Annotated in this window: 14 protein-coding genes; 6 read left to right on the forward strand and 8 right to left on the reverse strand. The window is 63.2% G+C overall.

The window, feature by feature from the left end; translation table 11 throughout:
• Positions 1–272: 272 nt before the first annotated feature.
• From CK627_RS02740 to CK627_RS02765, 6 genes are all read right to left on the reverse strand, one after another.
• Positions 273–2,006 (reverse strand): methyl-accepting chemotaxis protein, encoded by a 1,734-nt coding sequence (locus CK627_RS02740; RefSeq protein ID WP_095591616.1) that lies wholly within the window; start codon positions 2,004–2,006, stop codon positions 273–275.
• 51 nt (positions 2,007–2,057) lie between these two features.
• A complete protein-coding gene (mglC, locus tag CK627_RS02745; protein WP_005306488.1) occupies positions 2,058–3,068 on the reverse strand; it encodes a galactose/methyl galactoside ABC transporter permease MglC in 1,011 nt (336 codons plus the stop codon).
• A 16-nt stretch (positions 3,069–3,084) separates the two neighbouring features.
• Complete coding sequence (gene mglA / locus CK627_RS02750; RefSeq protein ID WP_017781206.1) at positions 3,085–4,605, reverse strand: galactose/methyl galactoside ABC transporter ATP-binding protein MglA; 1,521 nt, start codon at positions 4,603–4,605, stop codon at positions 3,085–3,087.
• Between the two features lie 52 nt (positions 4,606–4,657).
• Complete coding sequence (gene mglB / locus CK627_RS02755; RefSeq protein WP_017781207.1) at positions 4,658–5,644, reverse strand: galactose/glucose ABC transporter substrate-binding protein MglB; 987 nt, start codon at positions 5,642–5,644, stop codon at positions 4,658–4,660.
• Between the two features lie 234 nt (positions 5,645–5,878).
• Entirely contained in the window at positions 5,879–8,956 is a 3,078-nt protein-coding gene (locus CK627_RS02760; RefSeq protein ID WP_095591617.1) for a beta-galactosidase, read from the reverse strand.
• Between the two features lie 218 nt (positions 8,957–9,174).
• Entirely contained in the window at positions 9,175–10,179 is a 1,005-nt protein-coding gene (locus CK627_RS02765) for a substrate-binding domain-containing protein (RefSeq protein ID WP_017764831.1), read from the reverse strand.
• Between the two features lie 206 nt (positions 10,180–10,385).
• Here CK627_RS02765 and galE point away from each other — a divergent pair, with 206 nt between their 5' ends.
• From galE to bacA, 6 genes are all read left to right on the forward strand, one after another.
• Positions 10,386–11,399 (forward strand): UDP-glucose 4-epimerase GalE, encoded by a 1,014-nt coding sequence (galE, locus tag CK627_RS02770; protein WP_095591618.1) that lies wholly within the window; start codon positions 10,386–10,388, stop codon positions 11,397–11,399.
• 107 nt (positions 11,400–11,506) lie between these two features.
• Positions 11,507–12,553 carry a UDP-glucose--hexose-1-phosphate uridylyltransferase gene (locus CK627_RS02775; protein WP_043170604.1) on the forward strand — a complete coding sequence of 349 codons (1,047 nt, stop codon included), beginning with the start codon at positions 11,507–11,509 and terminating at the stop codon, positions 12,551–12,553.
• The gene (gene galK, locus CK627_RS02780) at positions 12,550–13,698 is read left to right on the forward strand and encodes a galactokinase (RefSeq protein ID WP_095591619.1); all 1,149 of its coding nucleotides are present in this window, start codon (positions 12,550–12,552) and stop codon (positions 13,696–13,698) included. Before CK627_RS02775 ends, galK begins: the two co-directional genes overlap by 4 nt.
• Before the next feature lie 64 nt (positions 13,699–13,762).
• Entirely contained in the window at positions 13,763–14,755 is a 993-nt protein-coding gene (gene galM / locus CK627_RS02785) for a galactose-1-epimerase (protein ID WP_167385246.1), read from the forward strand.
• A 98-nt stretch (positions 14,756–14,853) separates the two neighbouring features.
• A complete protein-coding gene (locus tag CK627_RS02790; RefSeq protein WP_095591621.1) occupies positions 14,854–15,864 on the forward strand; it encodes an aldo/keto reductase in 1,011 nt (336 codons plus the stop codon).
• Between the two features lie 192 nt (positions 15,865–16,056).
• Positions 16,057–16,872, forward strand: coding sequence for an undecaprenyl-diphosphate phosphatase (gene bacA, locus CK627_RS02795; protein ID WP_095591622.1), 816 nt, complete (start codon positions 16,057–16,059; stop codon positions 16,870–16,872).
• Positions 16,873–16,933: 61 nt separating this feature from the next.
• Here bacA and CK627_RS02800 read toward each other — a convergent pair whose 3' ends face one another.
• Entirely contained in the window at positions 16,934–17,599 is a 666-nt protein-coding gene (locus CK627_RS02800; protein ID WP_042005666.1) for a ChrR family anti-sigma-E factor, read from the reverse strand.
• The gene (locus CK627_RS02805; protein ID WP_010635791.1) at positions 17,592–18,161 is read right to left on the reverse strand and encodes a sigma-70 family RNA polymerase sigma factor; all 570 of its coding nucleotides are present in this window, start codon (positions 18,159–18,161) and stop codon (positions 17,592–17,594) included. The genes CK627_RS02800 and CK627_RS02805 overlap by 8 nt, the downstream gene beginning before the upstream one ends.
• Positions 18,162–18,225: the final 64 nt, after the last annotated feature.

Consider the following 18,225-nt stretch of genomic DNA (forward strand, 5'->3'; position numbering starts at 1 on the left):
TGCCAGGGTTGGGCAAATGGACTCACCACAGGATGTGGTAAAGGACACCTCCCAGGACGGAGAAAGTGCGACGGGAACGGATGACTCGTCAGGCCATGATGGCTAAAGGACACCCCAAAGGATTGGGAAGGGGAAACCTAAAGGAAGAGGTATAGTCAGGGATTGCAGGGAGCAACTTCGTTCAAGGATATGAGCGATAAGACTATCGGGGGCGACGCAAGTCGCCCCCATCTTTTTTGGCCATTTTTACCTCGGCCTACCTTTCTACCCGCTCATTCCAGCCGGAAATGCCCCACAATCTCCCGCAGCCTGTCATAGGTCTGCTGCATCGAGCCGGCACTGGCCACCGTCGCCTCGCCGTTGTGGGTCAGCTGGCGGATCACCTCGGCAATGGCGCTCATGTTGCGATTGATCTCCTCGGCTACCGCGCTCTGCTGCTCCGCAGCCGTGGCGATATGGCTGATGAGATCGTTGATCTCCACCACCTCGCCCGCCATCAGATCCAGTGACTCGTTGACCCGAGTGGTGTTCTCGGCGGCGCCCTGACAACTCTGCTTGGTATTGCTCATGGCATTCACCACGGTCCGGGTCCCCTGCTGCAGGCTGGCCAGCATGGTCTGGATCTCCGCCGTACTCTGCTGGGTACGGGCGGCGAGTGAACGCACCTCGTCAGCCACCACGGCAAAGCCACGCCCCTGCTCGCCGGCGCGGGCGGCCTCTATGGCAGCGTTGAGGGCCAGCAGATTGGTCTGCTCGGCTATGCTGCCGATGACCCCGAGCACCGAGCCAATCTGCTGCACATCCTGCTGCATGGCCTCGATGGAACGGGCGGTGGTTTCCACCTCATCTACCAGCGCCATCACGCTGGCCATGGCCTGATCGACCACCTGACGGGACTGGCTCGCCAGTTGCTGGCTCTGGCCGGTGAGCTGGGCCGTGCTGGCGGCGCTCTCCGAAACTGAAACCGCGGTGCGGCTCATCTCGTTGATGGCGGTCACCACCAGCTCAGTCTCCCGCACATGATCCGCCAACAGGGACTGGGCAGCACCGGTCTGGCTGGCCAATCCGGCAATGCCGCTATTGAGCTGGCCGCTGGCCTGGCGTACCTCGTTCATCATCTCCTGCAGCCGCTCGATGAAGCGGTTGATACCGGCCGAAATCTGGCCCAGATCATCGGTACTGGTTACCGCCAGCCGACGGGTCAGATCGCCGCTGCCACGGGAGAGCTCCTGCACCAGGTCCCGCAGCGAGAGAATCGGGCGATAGGCCACATTGAGCGCCAGCACGGCGAGCACCATCACCACCAAGGCTACCCCGAGCAATGCCATGATGATCTGGCCGTTGAGTGCCCGGGTCATGGTGCGGATGTAGTCGAGATCTATGTAACCGGTCAGGGTCCAGCTGCTGCCGCGAATATCCAGCGAATTGGGGCGCGCTTCGCTCTCCCCCTGCGGCTTGCTGCTGTAGAGCTCATTGCCCTGCCCGTCAGCCAGCGAGAAGTAGCGCCCTTCGCCACTGACGCTGGCCAGCAGGTTCTTGAACTCGCTCATGTCGAGGTAATAAAGGTAGGCAGAGTCGGCACCGCGCGGCACCAGAATCGAGATGACGGGCTTGCCATCCACCTGCTGCAGCGGACTGACGGTGATCTGGTTGTTGGCGGCGGGGATAAGCTTGCGCAGGGCATCGACCTTACTGCTGTCGTTGATGACGCCGCTCACGTCGAACGCCATGTCGCCGATCACCTTGACGATGTTGTGAAAGCCGGTCTCTTCCAGCGTCTTCTTGACGTTGGTCACCCCGAAGTTGAGGTTGGCTGCCAGCAGGATTTTCTGATTGATGTCGCCGGCCAGCTTCTCTTTGACCAGGGAGATCTGTTCGTTGATGTTCTTGGTCGCCTGAGTGCGGATGTAGGCGCTGATGAAGTGATTGACGCTGAACCAGGCGGTGCCGATGGTGACCAGGATGGCCAGCAGCAACAGGACGTAAATCTTGACCTTGAATGGCATGGGATCCCTCCAGAAGAGAGGGCCGGCACTGCCAGCCCTCCCTGCCAATCGTTATTTCTTCTTGGCGTACTTCATGGAGTCCAGTGCCACCGCCAGAATGATGATGCCGCCCTTGATGATGAACTGCCAGTAAGGGCTGACGCCGATATAGGTCAAACCATAGTTGATCAGGGTGAAGATGAGCACGCCGGTGATCACCCCTGCAACCGTACCCACGCCACCCGCAAACGACACCCCGCCCACCACGCAGGCGGCGATGGCATCGAGCTCGTACATGAAGCCGAGGTTGTTGGTGGCGCTGCCGATCCGGCCCGCTTCCAGCATGCCGCCGAAGGCGTAGAAGACCCCCGCCAGCGCATAGATCATCACCAGATTGACCGCTACGTTGACGCCGGAGACCTTGGCCGCTTCAGGGTTGCCGCCGATGGCGAAGATGTTCTTGCCAAAGCGGGTCTTGTTCCACAGCACCCAGACAAAGACACTGGCAATAGCGGCATAGAAGGTCAGATAGGATAGCTTGAACCCGCCCAGCTTGATGAACCCCTGCGCGAAGCTGGAGAAACGGGGGTCAAAACCGGCCACCGGCGAAGCGCCCACCGAATCAAAATAGAGGGAGTTGATGCCGTAGACGATGATCATGGTCCCCAGGGTGGTAATGAACGGGGTGACGTTCAGATAGGCCACGATGAGGCCGTTGACCAGACCTATCAGGGCACCCACCGCGCACACCAGCAGGATCACCACCGGGATGGGTACCTCGCCCAGACTGGGGAACACCTTGTTGACGTTGGTCAGCGCCTGCAGCATGGTTGCCGCGATGAGCGCCGCCAGACCGACCTGACGACCGGCCGACAGATCCGTACCCTGGGTGATGATGATGCCAGCCACCCCGAGCGCGATAATGACCCGCACCGAAGACTGGGTCAGGATGTTGCTGAAGTTGGTGAGACTCAGGAAGGAGGGTTCCTTGATCACGATGATCATGAGCAGCACCAGCAGCACCACGTAGATGCCGTTCTCCTTGAGCGCCCGCATCAGATTGAAATTTTTAGCCGACTCCATAAATGTCTTCCTGTCTCTAGAGGTACAGAGATGCCAGGCGCAGTATCTCGCTCTGGTCAGTTTCTTTGGTATTGACGATCCCGGCGACCCGGCCATTGCTCATCACCATGATGCGATCCGTAATGCCGAGCAGTTCGGGCATTTCCGACGAGATGATGATGATGCCCTTGTCCTTCTTCGCCAGCTCCAGGATGAGCTGGTAGATCTCGAACTTGGCCCCCACGTCGATGCCGCGGGTCGGTTCGTCCAGCATCAGGATCTCCGGCTGGGTCAGCAGCCAGCGGCCGATGATCACCTTCTGCTGGTTGCCCCCGGAGAGGGAGCCGATCTGGGTCTGCTGGGTCGGCGTCTTGACCCGCATGGAGTCGATGACCCACTGGGTGTCGCTCTTCATCTTGTTGTCGCTGAGGAGCCCCATGGAGCCCTTGTAGTTGTCCATGTTGGCGATCAGGGAGTTGAAGGCGATGTCGAGGCGCGAATAGATGCCGGTGGAGCGCCGCTCCTCGGTCACCAGCGCAAAGCCGTTGCGGATCGCCTCGTGGGCGTTGTGGTTGGCCACCTCTTTGCCGTGCAGCTTGATGGACCCCTCGCTGCGGTCGCGAATGCCGAACAGGGTCTCGACGATGTCGGTGCGCTTGGCCCCCACCAACCCGGCCACCCCGAGGATCTCCCCCTTGTGCAGGTTGAAGGTGATGTCCTGGATGGAGGGCTGGTTCTTCGCCGTCAGGTGCTCGACCTCGAGGATCACCTCTTTCGGCTGGTTGGTCTTCTCCGGGAAGCGCTGGGTGAGCTCGCGACCGACCATCATGCCGATGATCTGATCCATGGTCATGCCCTTGAGCGGCTGGGTCGCCACCCACTGGCCATCCCGCAATATGGTGATCTCGTCACAGAGCTGGAAGATCTCTTCCATCTTGTGGGAGATGTAGACGATGCCGCACCCCTTCTCCTTGAGCTTGTTGATGATCTTGAAGAGGTGGCTCACCTCTTTCTCGGTCAGCGAGGAGGTGGGCTCGTCCATGATGACGATCTTGGCATCGTAGGAGAACGCCTTGGCGATCTCGATCATCTGCATCTGGGAGACGGAGAGGGTACCGACCTTGACCCGCGGGTCTATGTCGATGTCCAGCTCGTCAAAGATATGCTTGGTGTCCTGATACATCTTGCCGTGGTCGACGAACAATCCCTTGGTGGGATAGCGGCCGAGCCACATGTTGTCCATCACGGAGCGCTGCAGCACCAGGTTCAGCTCCTGATGCACCATGGAGACACCGTTCTCCAGCGCCTCCTTGGAGGAGGTGAAGTTGATCTCCTGCCCCTTGAAGAAGATCTTGCCCTCATCCTTCTCGTAAATGCCGAACAAGCACTTGAGCAGCGTCGATTTCCCTGCCCCGTTCTCGCCCATCAACGCATGCACAGAATGAGGACGGACCCGTAAATTGACATTATCGAGTGCCTTGACGCCAGGAAAGCTCTTACTGACGCCAATCATCTCCAACAGCCATTCTGATTGTTGCTGTGTTGTCATATCAGCCATCACATCTGGTTGAAAAAAGGGCAAGGGATCTCCCTTGCCCTGGAGGAGGGAATTATTCGAATTTGGACAGGTTGTCTGCGTCTACGCCAACGTAGGGAACACGCACGACCTTGTTGACGATGTTCCAGCTGGTGCCTTCACCGGCCGGTTTACCTTCAGCCAGGTTCTTGGTCAGCTCGTAGGTCGCCTTGGCCTGGTTGGCGGCATCGTTCAGCACGGTACCGGCCATGGCGCCGCTTTTGACCAGCGCCAGCGCTTCAGGCAGTGCATCCACGCCGAACACCGGGATGGCGGTCTTGCCCTGGGCCTTCAGCGACTCTACGGCACCCATCGCCATACCATCGTTGTTGGCGATGACCACTTCGATCTTGTTGGCGTTCGGGCCGGAGATCCAGGCGTCCATCTTGTCCTTGGCCATGGCGGTATCCCACATACCAGTATCCATGTGCAGCTGCTCTGTCTTGATGCCGCCATCGTTCAGGGTCTTGATGACGTAGGTGGTACGGGCTTCGGCATCCGGGTGACCCGGCTCGCCCTTCAGCAGCACGTACTGGATGACGCCATCCTTGTTCAGATCCCAGGCCGGGTTGGCTTTCCAGTGCTTGGCGATCAGCTGACCCTGGATGATGCCAGACTCCTTGGAATCGGTACCCACGTAGTAGGCCTTGTCATAGCTGGCCAGATCGGCGGCATTAGGCTCCTTGTTGTAGAACACCACGGGCACGTCCTCGCCACGGGCTTTCTCGATCACGACCGGGGCCGCCGCCGGGTCAACCAGGTTGATGGCCAGCGCCTTCACGCCTTTGGCCAGCAGCACGTCGATCTGGTCGTTCTGCTTGGACTGGTCATTCTGGGAGTCGTTCATCAGCAGCTCCACCCCCGGGTTGGCCGCCGCTTCCTTCTCGATTGCCTTGCGCACTACCGCCATGAAGTTGTCGTCGTATTTGTAGACGGTCACCCCGATGCGGGTTTCGGCATGGGCGGTGGCTCCTGCCATCAGGCTCATCAGTACGGCGGCAATGGTCGTGATCTTTTTCATTGTTATGCTCCGATCTCTCTATCTGTTTTTGTAGGGAATGCTGTACACCAAGTGAACTGGCGCCAGCCTAATGTAATCAGTTTGTTGTATGTCGTTCTGTGATCATGACAACAAAATGAAAACGTTTACACTCTGTTACATAGCAACAAATCAATTAAAAATCATATGGTTATATTTAATTGGCGACACTACAGCTCTGAACGGGACTCTTTCTTGTTAAGCAATCGCTCAGGTTCAGCGTAGAACACAGTTCCAATAGTAGCTGCCTGGTTGCAGCCAATATTCCGGTCGTACGCTCTGGCTCCAGGAGTCATCCCCTCCAATCCCCATATGAAAACCATCCAGACAGAGATGGAGCCCGCCTGCGGCCACCAGATCGGTCTGGTGACGAGCCTGGGCCAGCTGCTGCTGGCTGAAACGGCTCAGGCTGAAATGAAACAGTCCCTCGACCTCGATGGAGCCGAATCGCAGCTGACGGGTGTCACAGTGCAGCCCGTTGTCGGTCGGGAACACATACGCGGTGTGCAGCGCATCGAGCGACGACTGCCAGCAACCGAGGTCGGCAGCCAGCAGGCGATCCGGATAGTTCTCGTGCGGACCACGCCCCAGCCAGCTCACCTCCTCCCCTGCCGCCAGCACCTCGTCGGCCAGCCAGAGCAGGGCGCCGATGCGCGGCAGGGAGGGCATCTCGGCTGCCACTTCCACCTCGATGGCGAGGCGCATGGCACCATCCTGATCGAACTCGTGACGCCAGAGGGTCAGCAGCTTGAGCGCCTCGCCGACGAAGTAGCCGTGACGCACCGTCACAGTCCCTTGGTCAGGGCTCACTACCAGCTCGAGGCAGCGATGCTGCAACTCATTCAGCCCGGCCGCCTGCCAACGGGCGATCCAGGCGTTGGGATCGGCGTGGTCCGCCTCGCTGGTGCCGATGTCGTTGTCGAGCGGCGCCCGATAGAAGTGATCGGCGATGGCCTCTTTCAGTTGCTCGCGGCCCAGCTTGCACCAGCTTTGGACGCGGCCGCTGGCCTTGTCCAGCCGCCACTCGCTGTTGGCCGCCCGGATCTGCCAGCCATCCACCAGCTCGATGAAGGTGGCCGGCGTGCGGGCGGCAGGCAGCGCCAATGGCGCGGGCAACATGCATTGCTGGCGCGCCACCTCGTGACCGGCCGCTGACCAGGGCGTGGCGGCGGGCTGCACGATGGCGAGATCCAGCCAGGCGAGCACCCCCGGCGCAAAGGTCGGCAACTGCTCCAGCAGGGTCAGCGTCACGCAGCCCTGCGGTGCCAAGGTGAGTGGGCATTCACCCTGGCTCACCACCACGCCGTCTTCGCACAGCCGCCACTGCAGCCGCTCGTTGTCCGTCTCGCGAAACAGGTATTCGCTGCGGATCTCGACCGTCAGCGGCTGACGGTGTTGCAAGGTCAGCACGAACGGCTGCTGGGCACGTTTTGCCTCAAACAGGGCGGGATGGGGGGTACGGTCGGGGAAAACCAGACCGTTGCAGCAGAACTGGCGATCATTCGGGGTATCGCCGAAATCACCGCCATAGGCCCAGAAGTGGCGGCCGTCATCGGTCAGCTTGTCCAATCCCTGATCGACCCAATCCCAGACGAAGCCACCCTGCAACCGCGGATGATCGCGAAATGCCTGCCAGTAGTGGGCATAGCCCCCCAAGCTGTTGCCCATGGCGTGGGCGTATTCACACAGGATCAGTGGGCGGGTCTCCCCCGGCAGGCCGATCCACTTGGCCAGCGCCCACTTGGGCACCGCCGGGAAGGGTTGATCCTGATGGGTGCGGGCATACATGGGGCAGATGATGTCGGTGGCCGGCGTATCGGCCCCACCCCCTTCGTATTGCACCGGGCGGCTCGGATCCGCCCCCTTGACCCAGCCATACATGGCATCGTGGGCCGGGCCGTAGCCCGACTCGTTGCCAAGGGACCAGATGATGATGCTGGGGTGGTTGAAGTCGCGGGCCACCATGCGGGTCACCCGCTCCAGGAAGGCGTTGCTCCAGGCGGGATCCCGCGCCAGCCGCCCCATGGGAGTCATGCCGTGGGTCTCCAGGTTCGCCTCGTCCACCACATAGAGGCCGAGCCGGTCGCACAGCCGATAAAGCTCGGGGTGATTGGGGTAGTGGGAACAGCGCACCGCGTTGAAGTTGTGCTGCTTCATCAACAGCAGATCCTGCTCGATGGCGGCGGGCGTCACCACGTGCCCCGTTGCGGGGTGATGCTCGTGGCGGTTGGCGCCACGGATCAGCAGCGGCTGGCCGTTCACCCGCAGCAGGCCACCACGGATCTCCACCGCCCGAAAGCCCACGTCACAGGCTTCGCTCTCGATGGGCTCCCCCCGCTCGTCCAGCAGGGTCAGGGTGAGGCGATAGAGGTGGGGGGTCTCGGCGCTCCACTTGCGTGGGGCCGCCACCTCGAGCCAGCACTCGGCGCGATCGTCATACGCCCCTTTCTCGTCAATGGTTTGCGTGCCGATCGGCTGGCACAGGGTCGCCACCCGATCACCGCCGTCATAGAGGTTGAGCTCCACCGACAGGCCGGTCCCATTGGCTACCTGCAATGCGATCTTGAGGCGGCCATCTCGGTAGCAGGCGTCGAGCTCGGGCGTTACCCGTATATCCATCAGATGACGAGCCGGTTTGTGCAGCAGGCTGACGGAGCGGAAAATACCGCTCATGCGCCACATGTCCTGATCTTCCAGATAGGAGCCGTCGGACCAGCGCAGCACCAGCACTGCCAGCCGGTTGTCGTCGGCCTGCAGGAAGGGGGTCAGATCGAACTCGGCGGGCAGCCGGCTGTCCTGGGAGTAACCGACCCAGCGACCGTTGCAGAAGAGGTGAAAAGCGCTGTCCACCCCGTCGAAGATGATCCGGGTCTGGCCGCTGGTGAGCCAGTCGGCTGGCACGCTGAATTCGCGGGAGTAGCAGCCGGTGGGATTCTCGGCGGGCACCCGGGGCGGATTACAGGGGAAGGGGTACTTGATGTTGGTGTAGATGGGCACGTCGGTCACAGGCCGCAACCCTGGGTAGGCCGCAGCCAGCTGCCAGTTGCCCGGCACCTGGATGGGACAGGCATCGGCCAGATCCTGCGCCAGCCACTGCTCCGGCACCTGCTCGGGCGCCGTGAAGAAGGAGAAGCACCACTCCCCATCCAGCAGGGTGCGCGAAGGCGAGGCGAGATCATCGCGCGCCGCGGCCTCGTTGCGCCAGCTGAACAAGGGGGTATGGGCGGGCAGCCGATTCACTGCGGTAATCGCCTGGGTCTGCCAGTCCTGACGGGCCACTATCTCCCTGAGCATTCGTCTCTCTCCCTGCATGAACGCCGAAAACGTATGCAGTGTAGGGGAGATTTGCCCAGTGATCGGCGATCCCGCTCACACAGATGTAAACGATTACACTTAATTTGTTAAGTAAAACAGGGTAAAAATGCGCTAAATGCAGGTAAAAGACCAAGGCTCCGGATCGAGCGCCTTAAAAGCGGCAATCCGGAGCGATAAACGGAGGTAAATGAAAGGGATCAGCTTCGAACGGGCGCCACCGAGTGGCGGTTGATCAGGGTCGGGGTGTAAATGCGGCTCTGTACCACCTCGCTTTCCCCTGCTGCCAGCTGCAGGGCCAGCTTGGCCGCCTGGGCTGCCATCAGTTCAACCGGGTAGCGCATGGTGGAGAGCTTGGGGCGCAGGTATCTGGCATAGATGATGTCATCGAAGCCCACCACCGACACCTCCTCCGGCACCTTGAGGCCGTTGTCCGCCAGCACCGAGATGGCACCCGCCGCCATGGCATCGTTGTAGGCCACCACGGCCGTGATGGGCAGCCCCTTGGCCAGCAGGTTGAGCATGGCCCGCTCGCCGCCTTCCTCGTTGGGCATGCCGCTCTCCACCAGCTCGGGGTCGGCGCGCACGCCCGCCTCGGCCAGCGCATCCTGATAGCCCTGCAGCCGCAGGATGGCATCCTCGATGGCGTGATCGGAGCTCAGGAAGGCGATGTGACGGTGGCCCAGCTCCAGCAGATGCCGGGTCGCCGTGGCCGCCCCCTGCCGGTTGTTGAGGGCGATACAGCGCCCCTTGAGTGCCGGGATGTCGCGGTTGATCAGCACCATGCCGGGCACCCGCAGCGCATAGTCGATCAGCTCCTCGTCGCTCAGCGCCTTGCTGTGCACCACCAGCGCCTCGCAGCGCTTGCCGATCAGCAGCTCGATGGATTCGCGCTCCTGCCGTGCCGTGTGAAAACCATTACCCATCAACAGGTGCAGCCCCTGTTCCACCGCCACCGCGGCGACCCCCTTGACCAGGGCGCCGAAGAAGGGATCCGCCACATCGCCCACCAGCACTCCCATGGTGTCGCAGGTCTGGCTGACCAGCGCCCGTGCGTTGGCATTGGGGGTGTAGCCCAGTTCGGCCATGGCTTTCAACACCACCTCGCGGGAGGCGGCGCTGGCCTTGGGTGAGTTGTTCATCACCCGTGAAACCGTTGCCACCGATACGTTGGCCAAACGGGCGACATCCTTGATGGTACTCATGCTGTTTTCACTTATTTCACGGTTCGGGACTAGGCCATTATACCGAGCAATGTCACTGATAACAGGGGGGAAAAACCATATTGCTGAAATGATGACCACCAAAACAAGTGTAATCGTTTACACGTATTTGTTAGCCAGTTCACAGTTTGCCCGCCAGCCCCTCGGCTAGACTCCTTCACAGGCTTTTTTTGAGCGTGGAGATGAGGATGAAAGTACTGGTCACCGGCGGCTGCGGTTACATCGGCAGCCACACCTGCCTGGCACTGCAGGCGGCCGGCATGGAGCCCGTGGTGGTGGACAACCTCTGCAACAGCAAGGCCGGCGTGCTGGCCCGCATCGCCGCCATCAGCGGACGCGAGCCCCGCTTCTATCGGGGGGACATCCGTGACCCGCTCCTGCTGGATCGCATCTTCAGCGAGCAACGGATCGACGCCGTGATCCACTTCGCCGCCCTCAAGGCGGTTGGCGAGTCCACCCGCATCCCCCTCGACTACTACGAGAACAACCTGAACGGCACCCTGGTATTGCTGCAGGCAATGAAGCGGGCCGGCGTCCACAACCTGGTGTTCAGCTCGTCGGCCACCGTCTACGGTGACCCCGCCAGCACGCCCATCCGGGAAGATTTCCCGCGCAGCGCCACCAATCCCTACGGCCGCTCCAAGCTGATCATCGAAGAGATCCTCGAGGATCTGCAGCGGGCCGAGCCGCACTGGAGCATGACCCTGCTGCGCTACTTCAACCCGGTCGGCGCCCACGAGTCGGGCACCATGGGGGAGGATCCCCAGGGGATCCCCAACAACCTGATGCCGTTTTTGACCCAGGTCGCCATCGGCCGGCGCGACTGCCTCTCGGTCTTTGGTAACGATTACCCCACCGTCGACGGCACCGGTGTGCGTGACTACATCCACGTGATGGATCTGGCCGAAGGGCACGTCAAGGCGTTGCAGCACTGCGCCAGCAAGGGCGGCGTGCACGTCTACAACCTGGGCACGGGCCAGGGCCAGAGCGTGCTGCAGATGGTCGCGGCGTTCGAGGCGGCCAGTGGTCGCCCCTTGCCCTATCGCATCGAACCAAGACGCCCAGGCGACATCGCCGAATGCTGGGCCGATCCCGCCAGGGCCGAGCGCGAGCTGGGCTGGCGTGCCCGGCGGGATCTGGCCGCCATGTGCGCCGACAGCTGGCGCTGGCAATCCGCCAACCCGCAGGGGTACGAGGCGTGATGCCCGTTTTGCTCCCTTCTCCCTTTGTGGGGGAAGGGTCACAGATGAGAGGCGCACCCGCCCTCATCCCTGCCCGCATTTTCTTTTATTGAGCTTGAGGAGTGATGATGTTCAACCCGGTTGATCACCCCCACCGTCGTTTCAACCCGCTGAGCGGCCAATACGTGCTGGTCTCCCCTCACAGGGCCAAGCGCCCCTGGCAGGGTCAGGTCGAGAAGGTGAGCCAGGCGCCGAGCCAGGCCCATGACCCCGACTGCTTCCTCTGTGCCGGCAACAAGCGCGTCACCGGCGACCAGAATCCCGACTATCGGGACACCTTCGTGTTTACCAACGACTTCGCCGCCCTGATGCAGGACACCCCGGCCGCCAGTGGCGAGCAGGATCCCCTGCTCAGACTGGAAGCCGCCCGTGGCACCAGCCGGGTCATCTGCTTCTCGCCGGATCACGGCAAGACCCTGCCCGAGCTGCCTCTGCCCGCCATCGAGCAGGTGATCACCACCTGGATGGAGCAGGTGACCGAGCTGTCGGCCCAGTGGGAGTGGGTGCAGGTGTTTGAAAACAAGGGCGCCGTCATGGGCTGCTCCAACCCGCATCCCCACGGTCAGCTGTGGGGGAGCGACTTCCTGCCCAATGAAATTGCCCGCGAAGAGCAGCACCAGCGCGCCTGGCTGGCGGAGCACGGCCGCCCGCTGCTGGTCGACTACGTGGAGCGGGAGCTGCAGGATCGCTCCCGCATCGTGGTGGAGACCGAACACTGGCTGGCGGTAGTGCCCTTCTGGGCGGCCTGGCCGTTCGAAACCCTGCTGCTGCCCAAGCGCCATGTCCCCTCTCTGCTCGAGCTCACCCCCGAGCTGCAACAGGATCTGGCCATCGCGCTCAAGGAGCTCACCAGCCGCTACGACAACCTGTTCGAGTGCAGCTTTCCCTACTCCATGGGCTGGCACTTTGCGCCGCCCCGCTCCGACTGCCCAGAGGCGTGGCAACTGCATGCCCACTTCTACCCGCCCCTGCTGCGCTCCGCCACGGTGCGCAAATTCATGGTGGGCTTCGAGATGCTGGCCGAAACCCAGCGCGACCTGACCCCGGAGCAAGCCGCGGAGCGCCTGCGCACCCTTTCCCCCGTTCATTACAAAGCCAATGAGGTGACCCCATGACCCCGAGCCAGCGCGTCAGCGCCGTCTTTGCCGAGCAGTTTGAGCAACAACCCGACCTGCTGGTGCGGGCCCCTGGCCGCGTCAACCTCATCGGCGAGCACACCGACTACAACGACGGCTTCGTGCTGCCCTGCGCCATCGACTACGAGACCTGCGTCGCCATCGGCCTGCGCGATGACAGCCTGGTGCACGTGGTCGCCGCCGACTACGGCAACCAGCGCGACCTGTTCGATCTCGGCCAGCCCATCAATCATCATGCCGACCAGCGCTGGAGCGACTACATCCGCGGGGTAGTGAAGTACCTGCAGGAGCGCGGCTATCCCCTGCGCGGCCTCAATCTCGTGGTCTCCGGCAACGTACCGCAGGGGGCCGGCCTCTCCTCTTCCGCCTCGCTGGAGGTGGCCATCGGCCAGGCCTTCAAGGAGGCGCTGGGGCTCACCATCAGCCAGGCCGAGATTGCCCTCAACGGCCAGCAGGCGGAGAACCAGTTCGTCGGCTGCAACTGCGGCATCATGGACCAGATGATCTCCGCCAGCGGCAAACAGGATCACGCCCTGCTGCTCGACTGCCGCTCGCTGGAGACCCGGCTCATCCCCATGCCCACCGATCTGGCGGTGCTGATCGTCAACTCCAACGTCCGTCGCGGTCTGGTGGACAGCGAATACAACACCCGTCGTCAGCAGTGCGAAGCCGCCGCCCGTCACTACGGGGTCAAGGCGCTGCGCGATCTCGATCTGGCGGCGCTGGAAGCGGGCAAGGCCGGGCTGGATGAGGTCTGCTACCGCCGCGCCCGTCACGTGGTGGGCGACAACAGCCGCACCCTGGACGCCGCCGACGCGTTGGCGCAGGGGGATCTGGTGCGCCTCGGCGAGCTGATGACCGACTCGCACGCCGCCATGCGCGATGACTTCGAAATCACCGTGCCCGCCATCGACGGTCTGGTGGAGATCATCAAGGCCAGGATCGGCACTGAGGGCGCCGTACGGATGACCGGCGGCGGCTTCGGTGGCTGCGTGGTCGCCCTGCTGCACCCCGACAAGGTGGCCGAGGTGATCGCCGCGGTCGATGCCGAGTACCCGGCCCGCTTCGGCCTCAAGGCCGACAGCTACGTCTGCCGCGCCAGCGCGGGGGCAGGAAAACTATGAGCCCATTGATGATGCAGGCCGACGGCGACGTCTGCCGGGTCGGCAACGCCGGTGCAGGCAAACTATGAGCGATGCCATGATCCCGTTCGAGCTGGAAAACGAGGAGGGGCTGCGCCTGCGCGGCCTCGACTTCGGGGCCACCCTCACCTCCCTCACCCTGCCGGTGGCGGGTGGGCGCCGTGAAGTGCTGCTGGGCTGCACCGATGAGGCCTATCCCACCCAGCAGGTGTGGCTGGGGGCGGTGGCGGGGCGCTTTGCCAACCGCATCGGCGGAGCCGAGCTGGTACGAGGGGGCGAGCGCTGGCCGCTGGATGCCAACCAGCCCCCCCACTGCCTGCACGGCGGACGGGCGGGGTTTCATCGCCAGCACTGGCAGATCAAGGAGCGGGAGGCGGACCGGGTCAGACTGACCCTGCTCTCCCGTAGCGGGGATCAGGGCTTTCCCGGCAACCTGCGGGTGACACTGGAGTACCGGCTGGAGCAGTGCGATCTGGTGGTAGATTTCGTCGCCAGCACGGATGCACCAACCCCGGTCAGCCTCACCAGCCACACCTACTTCAATCTCGATGGACAAGCCGGCGATGGCGATGTGCGCGATCATCTCATCCGCCTCAACGCCGACCGTTTCCTGCCCACCGACCAAAGCGGGCTGCCGCTCGCGATCGCACCGGTGGAGGGGCCGTTCGATCTGCGCCACGAACGCCTGATCGGACAAGATTGGCTGAACCATCCCCAGCAGCAACAGGCCAAGGGGTATGACCACGCCTTTGTGCTCAACGGGCCGAGCGCCGAGTGGGCGGCGCGGGTCGTTTCAGGGGATCGCCAGCTGACCATGGAGGTCTACACCAACCAGCCTTCGCTGCAGTTCTACAGCGGCAACTGGCTGGCTAATACCCCGGCACGCGATGGCCGGCTCCATCGGGATCACGCCGGCCTCTGTCTGGAGGCCCAGCAGTTGCCGGACAGCCCCAACCGACCCGAGCTGGGGGATCCCTGGCTGTTGCCGGGGCAGACCTATCGCCATCAGACCCGTTACCGCTTCATCGCCGCCAGCTGACCCCGGCGCCCTCTTCTCCCACGCAGACATGCCAGGCGAAGAGGGACCGGGGTCACCCCTCGCCTCTGCTCGCAAACAATCCCACGCAAGGAGTCGTTATGGATGATCACTACCTCGCCGCCCCCGACCGCTACCAGCGCCAGCCCTATCGACCCGCCGGTCGCCACGGTCTGCGCCTGCCCGGCATAGCTCTCGGCCTCTGGCACAACTTCGGCGCAGGGAGCGATCCCGCCACCGCGAAAGCCATGGTGCACCAGGCGTTCGATCTGGGCATCACCCACTTCGATCTGGCCAACAACTACGGGCCGCCGCCGGGGTCGGCCGAGATCACCTTCGGCAAGCTGCTCAAGGGGAGCCTGGCGCCCTATCGGGACGAGCTCATCATCGCCAGCAAGGCGGGATACATCATGTGGGATGGCCCCTACGGCGACGGCGGCAGCGCCAAATACCTGTTTGCCAGCCTGCACCAGAGCCTGCGCCGGCTCGGTCTCGACTACGTGGACATCTTCTACCACCACAGGCCGGATCCGCGCACCCCGCTGGAAGAGACCTGTCAGGCGCTGGCCCTGATGGTTCGTCAGGGCAAAGCGCTCTACATCGGCCTCTCCAACTACCCGGCCCCGCTCGCCGCACAGGCCGCCGCCCGGCTGGCGGAGCTGGGCACCCCCTGTCTGGTCAATCAGCTCAAATACTCCCTGTTCCAGCGCGATATTGAAGCCGAAACCCTGCCGGTCTGCCGCGAGCACGGTATGGGGGTGGTCGCCTTCTCCCCGCTGGCCGGCGGGCTGCTGAGCGATCGCTACCTGGCTGGCATTCCGGCGGATTCGCGCGCCGCCAGTGCCAGCCCCTTCCTCAAGCCCGAACAGATCACCGCCGACAAGCTGGCCACCATCCGTGCTCTGCACGCGCTGGCGCAGCAGCGGGGCCAACCGCTGTCACAGCTGGCGCTGCAGTGGGTCCTGCGCGACTCTGTGGTGAGCTGCGCCCTGATCGGTGCCAGCAGCCCGCAGCAGATTGTCAGCGCGGTGGAGGCCCAGGCCCAGCCCCCGCTGGATACGGCGCTGCTGCAGCAAATCGAGGGGATCCTGGCCGGTCAGGGCCCCGCCTGATCGGGGCCGCTGAGCGCCGAACGCCATGTAAGCCCGAATGAAAACCAATGACCTCGCCGTCGATCCCGCCGGCGGGGCCTGGCGCCAACACAATATTCACTGGTTGCCCGCCCGATTTTCCTCCATCATTGGTCGCCCCCGGCTCGGCTCGGGGCCGACTTCAACCGGACCAATAATCAAGAGATCTGAAACATGACAGAGTCTTACGCCCTGTTTGTCGCCTTCGTGCTGGGCATAGTGGAGGGCCTGACCGAGTTCCTCCCCGTCTCCTCCACCGGCCACATGATCATCGTCGGCCACCTGCTTGGCTTCGACGGCCCCAAGGCTGCCACTTTCGAAGTGGTGATCCAGATGGGTTCCATCCTGGCGGTGGTCGCCGTATTCTGGCGCCGCCTGTTTGGCCTCATCGGCATCCACTTCGGCCAGAAGCCGGCGCAGGGACACGCCACCCTCTCGCTGGTGCACATCATCCTCGGCATGCTGCCCGCCGTCGTCATCGGCCTCGCCATCCACAGCTGGATCAAGGCCCATCTGTTTGGCCCGCAGACCGTGATGTACGCCCTGGTCGCCGGCGGCATCCTGCTGATCATCGCCGAGAAGTTCCGCCCGGCGGTACGCTCCGAAACCCTGGACGACATCAGCTACAAGCAGGCGTTCGGCATCGGCCTGTTCCAGTGCCTGGCACTCTGGCCTGGCTTCTCCCGCTCCGGTGCCACCATCAGCGGCGGCATGCTGATGGGGATCAGCCGTCAGGCGGCGGCCGAGTTCTCCTTCATCCTGGCGGTGCCCATGATGGTGGCGGCCAGCGGACTGGATCTCTACAAGAGTCGCGACTTCCTCTCCATGGCCGACTTCCCCATGTTCGCGGTGGGTTTCGTCACCGCCTTCGTGGTGGCCATGATCGCCATCCAGACTTTCCTGGCGCTGATCCGTCGCCTCGACTTCATCCCGTTCGCCATCTACCGCTTCGTGGTGGCCTTCGCCGTCTACCTGGTGTTCGTGGCCTGATCAGGTCAGCGCACCATGCAAAAAGGGACCCTAGGGTCCCTTTTTTTATTGCTTTGTCGGCTCAGTAGAGGCGATGGCTGATGCCGTTGAGCAGCCGCGACAGCCCCTTGGTGAACTGCACTGGCGCGTCCTGCACCGTGTAGCAGAGGCAGCCGTCCGGCGTGTGCGGACTGTGGGCGTGGCTGGCATCGCGCCAGATGAAGTCCCCCGCCTGATAGCGGGTGTCGCCATCTTCGATGGTGCCGGCCAACAGCAGGGTCAACTCATAACCCTTGTGAGTGTGCTCAGGGATGCGGCCGCCCGCCTCTATGTGCAGCAGGCTGGCACGGGCCCCCTGCTCGTCAAGCGGCAGGCTCACCTGCCGGATGGCGCCGATATGGCGCCAGCTGGGGGCGTGGTGACGGGCCAGTACCCGCGGCAACCGATACGACTGGCCCGCCACCTGCAGCTCGGGCTGAACCGCCGCCGACTGACTCAACGCGGCCGCAGTGGCCACCGGCTGCTGCAGTATGCCGGCCAGCATGGCATCGAACGCCGCCGGCAGCGGCTCGCACTCTTCGGCCGGGGTCAGGTATTGCCGGGCCAGCTCCTCTTCGCAGGCCCGCAGCCGGGCCGCACAATCGGGGCAGAGCTCGCAGTGGGCGGAGACGCCGACGGCCAGCGGCAGTGGCAGTTCGTCGGCGGCAAAGGCGCGCAACATGGCCTGAACGGGATGGGCTTTAATCATGGCCTTGCTCCACTTGTTCCTTCAATTTCTGTAACGCCAGTCTGAGGCGGGATTTGATGGTGCCGAGCGGCACGCCGAGCCGGTCCGCCAGCTCCTGCTGGGAGAGCTCCTGCAGGTAGATGCCGCGCACCACCTGCTGTTGCGGCTCCGGCAGGGTGCCGAGGTAATGGGCCATCTGACGGGTCAGCACCGCGTCTTCGCCGCCGCTCAGGTGCTCCTCTTCCGCCCTGTACTCCAGCATGGGCCACAGCTCCTCGGCGCAGAGCTCTTCCTTGCTGGCGCGGCGCCGGCGCAGCATGTCGAAGCCCTGGTTGCGCATGACGGTGTAGATCCAGGTAGTGGCGGCGCCCTTGTCGGGGTGGTAGAGACGGGCCTTCTGCCAGACCAGCAGCATGGTCTCCTGCACCAGCTCCATGGCGTTGGCCTCGCTGCCGAGGTGGCGCAGCCCATAGCTGCGGATGCGCGGCGCGAAGTGCTGGAACAGGGTGGCGAAGGCAGCCTTGTCGCCATGTTCGGCAACCCTGACGAGCAGGGACTTGAGATCGCCGGCTGGGTCATCCATGGGGGGCGATATCCTGTACGGAGTCGATTGTGATTGGCCAGTATATGCCATTGCGCCATGCCTT

It is taken from the genome of Aeromonas dhakensis, assembly GCF_002285935.1.
GTDB classification, from domain to species: Bacteria; Pseudomonadota; Gammaproteobacteria; order Enterobacterales; family Aeromonadaceae; genus Aeromonas; species Aeromonas dhakensis.

Excerpts from the sequence above, each read along its gene's own strand:
- galE (WP_095591618.1), top strand. The coding sequence starts at position 10,386 with ATGAAAGTACTGGTCACCGGCGGCTGCGGTTACATCGGCAGCCACACC.
- CK627_RS02790 (WP_095591621.1), top strand. The coding sequence starts at position 14,854 with ATGGATGATCACTACCTCGCCGCCCCCGACCGCTACCAGCGCCAGCCC.
- CK627_RS02740 (WP_095591616.1), bottom strand. The coding sequence starts at position 2,006 with ATGCCATTCAAGGTCAAGATTTACGTCCTGTTGCTGCTGGCCATCCTG.
- mglA (WP_017781206.1), bottom strand. The coding sequence starts at position 4,605 with ATGGCTGATATGACAACACAGCAACAATCAGAATGGCTGTTGGAGATG.
- CK627_RS02760 (WP_095591617.1), bottom strand. The coding sequence starts at position 8,956 with ATGCTCAGGGAGATAGTGGCCCGTCAGGACTGGCAGACCCAGGCGATT.
- CK627_RS02800 (WP_042005666.1), bottom strand. The coding sequence starts at position 17,599 with ATGATTAAAGCCCATCCCGTTCAGGCCATGTTGCGCGCCTTTGCCGCC.
- mglB (WP_017781207.1), bottom strand. The coding sequence starts at position 5,644 with ATGAAAAAGATCACGACCATTGCCGCCGTACTGATGAGCCTGATGGCA.
- CK627_RS02765 (WP_017764831.1), bottom strand. The coding sequence starts at position 10,179 with ATGAGTACCATCAAGGATGTCGCCCGTTTGGCCAACGTATCGGTGGCA.
- galK (WP_095591619.1), top strand. The coding sequence starts at position 12,550 with ATGACCCCGAGCCAGCGCGTCAGCGCCGTCTTTGCCGAGCAGTTTGAG.
- mglC (WP_005306488.1), bottom strand. The coding sequence starts at position 3,068 with ATGGAGTCGGCTAAAAATTTCAATCTGATGCGGGCGCTCAAGGAGAAC.
- CK627_RS02775 (WP_043170604.1), top strand. The coding sequence starts at position 11,507 with ATGTTCAACCCGGTTGATCACCCCCACCGTCGTTTCAACCCGCTGAGC.
- CK627_RS02805 (WP_010635791.1), bottom strand. The coding sequence starts at position 18,161 with ATGGATGACCCAGCCGGCGATCTCAAGTCCCTGCTCGTCAGGGTTGCC.
- bacA (WP_095591622.1), top strand. The coding sequence starts at position 16,057 with ATGACAGAGTCTTACGCCCTGTTTGTCGCCTTCGTGCTGGGCATAGTG.
- galM (WP_167385246.1), top strand. The coding sequence starts at position 13,763 with ATGAGCGATGCCATGATCCCGTTCGAGCTGGAAAACGAGGAGGGGCTG.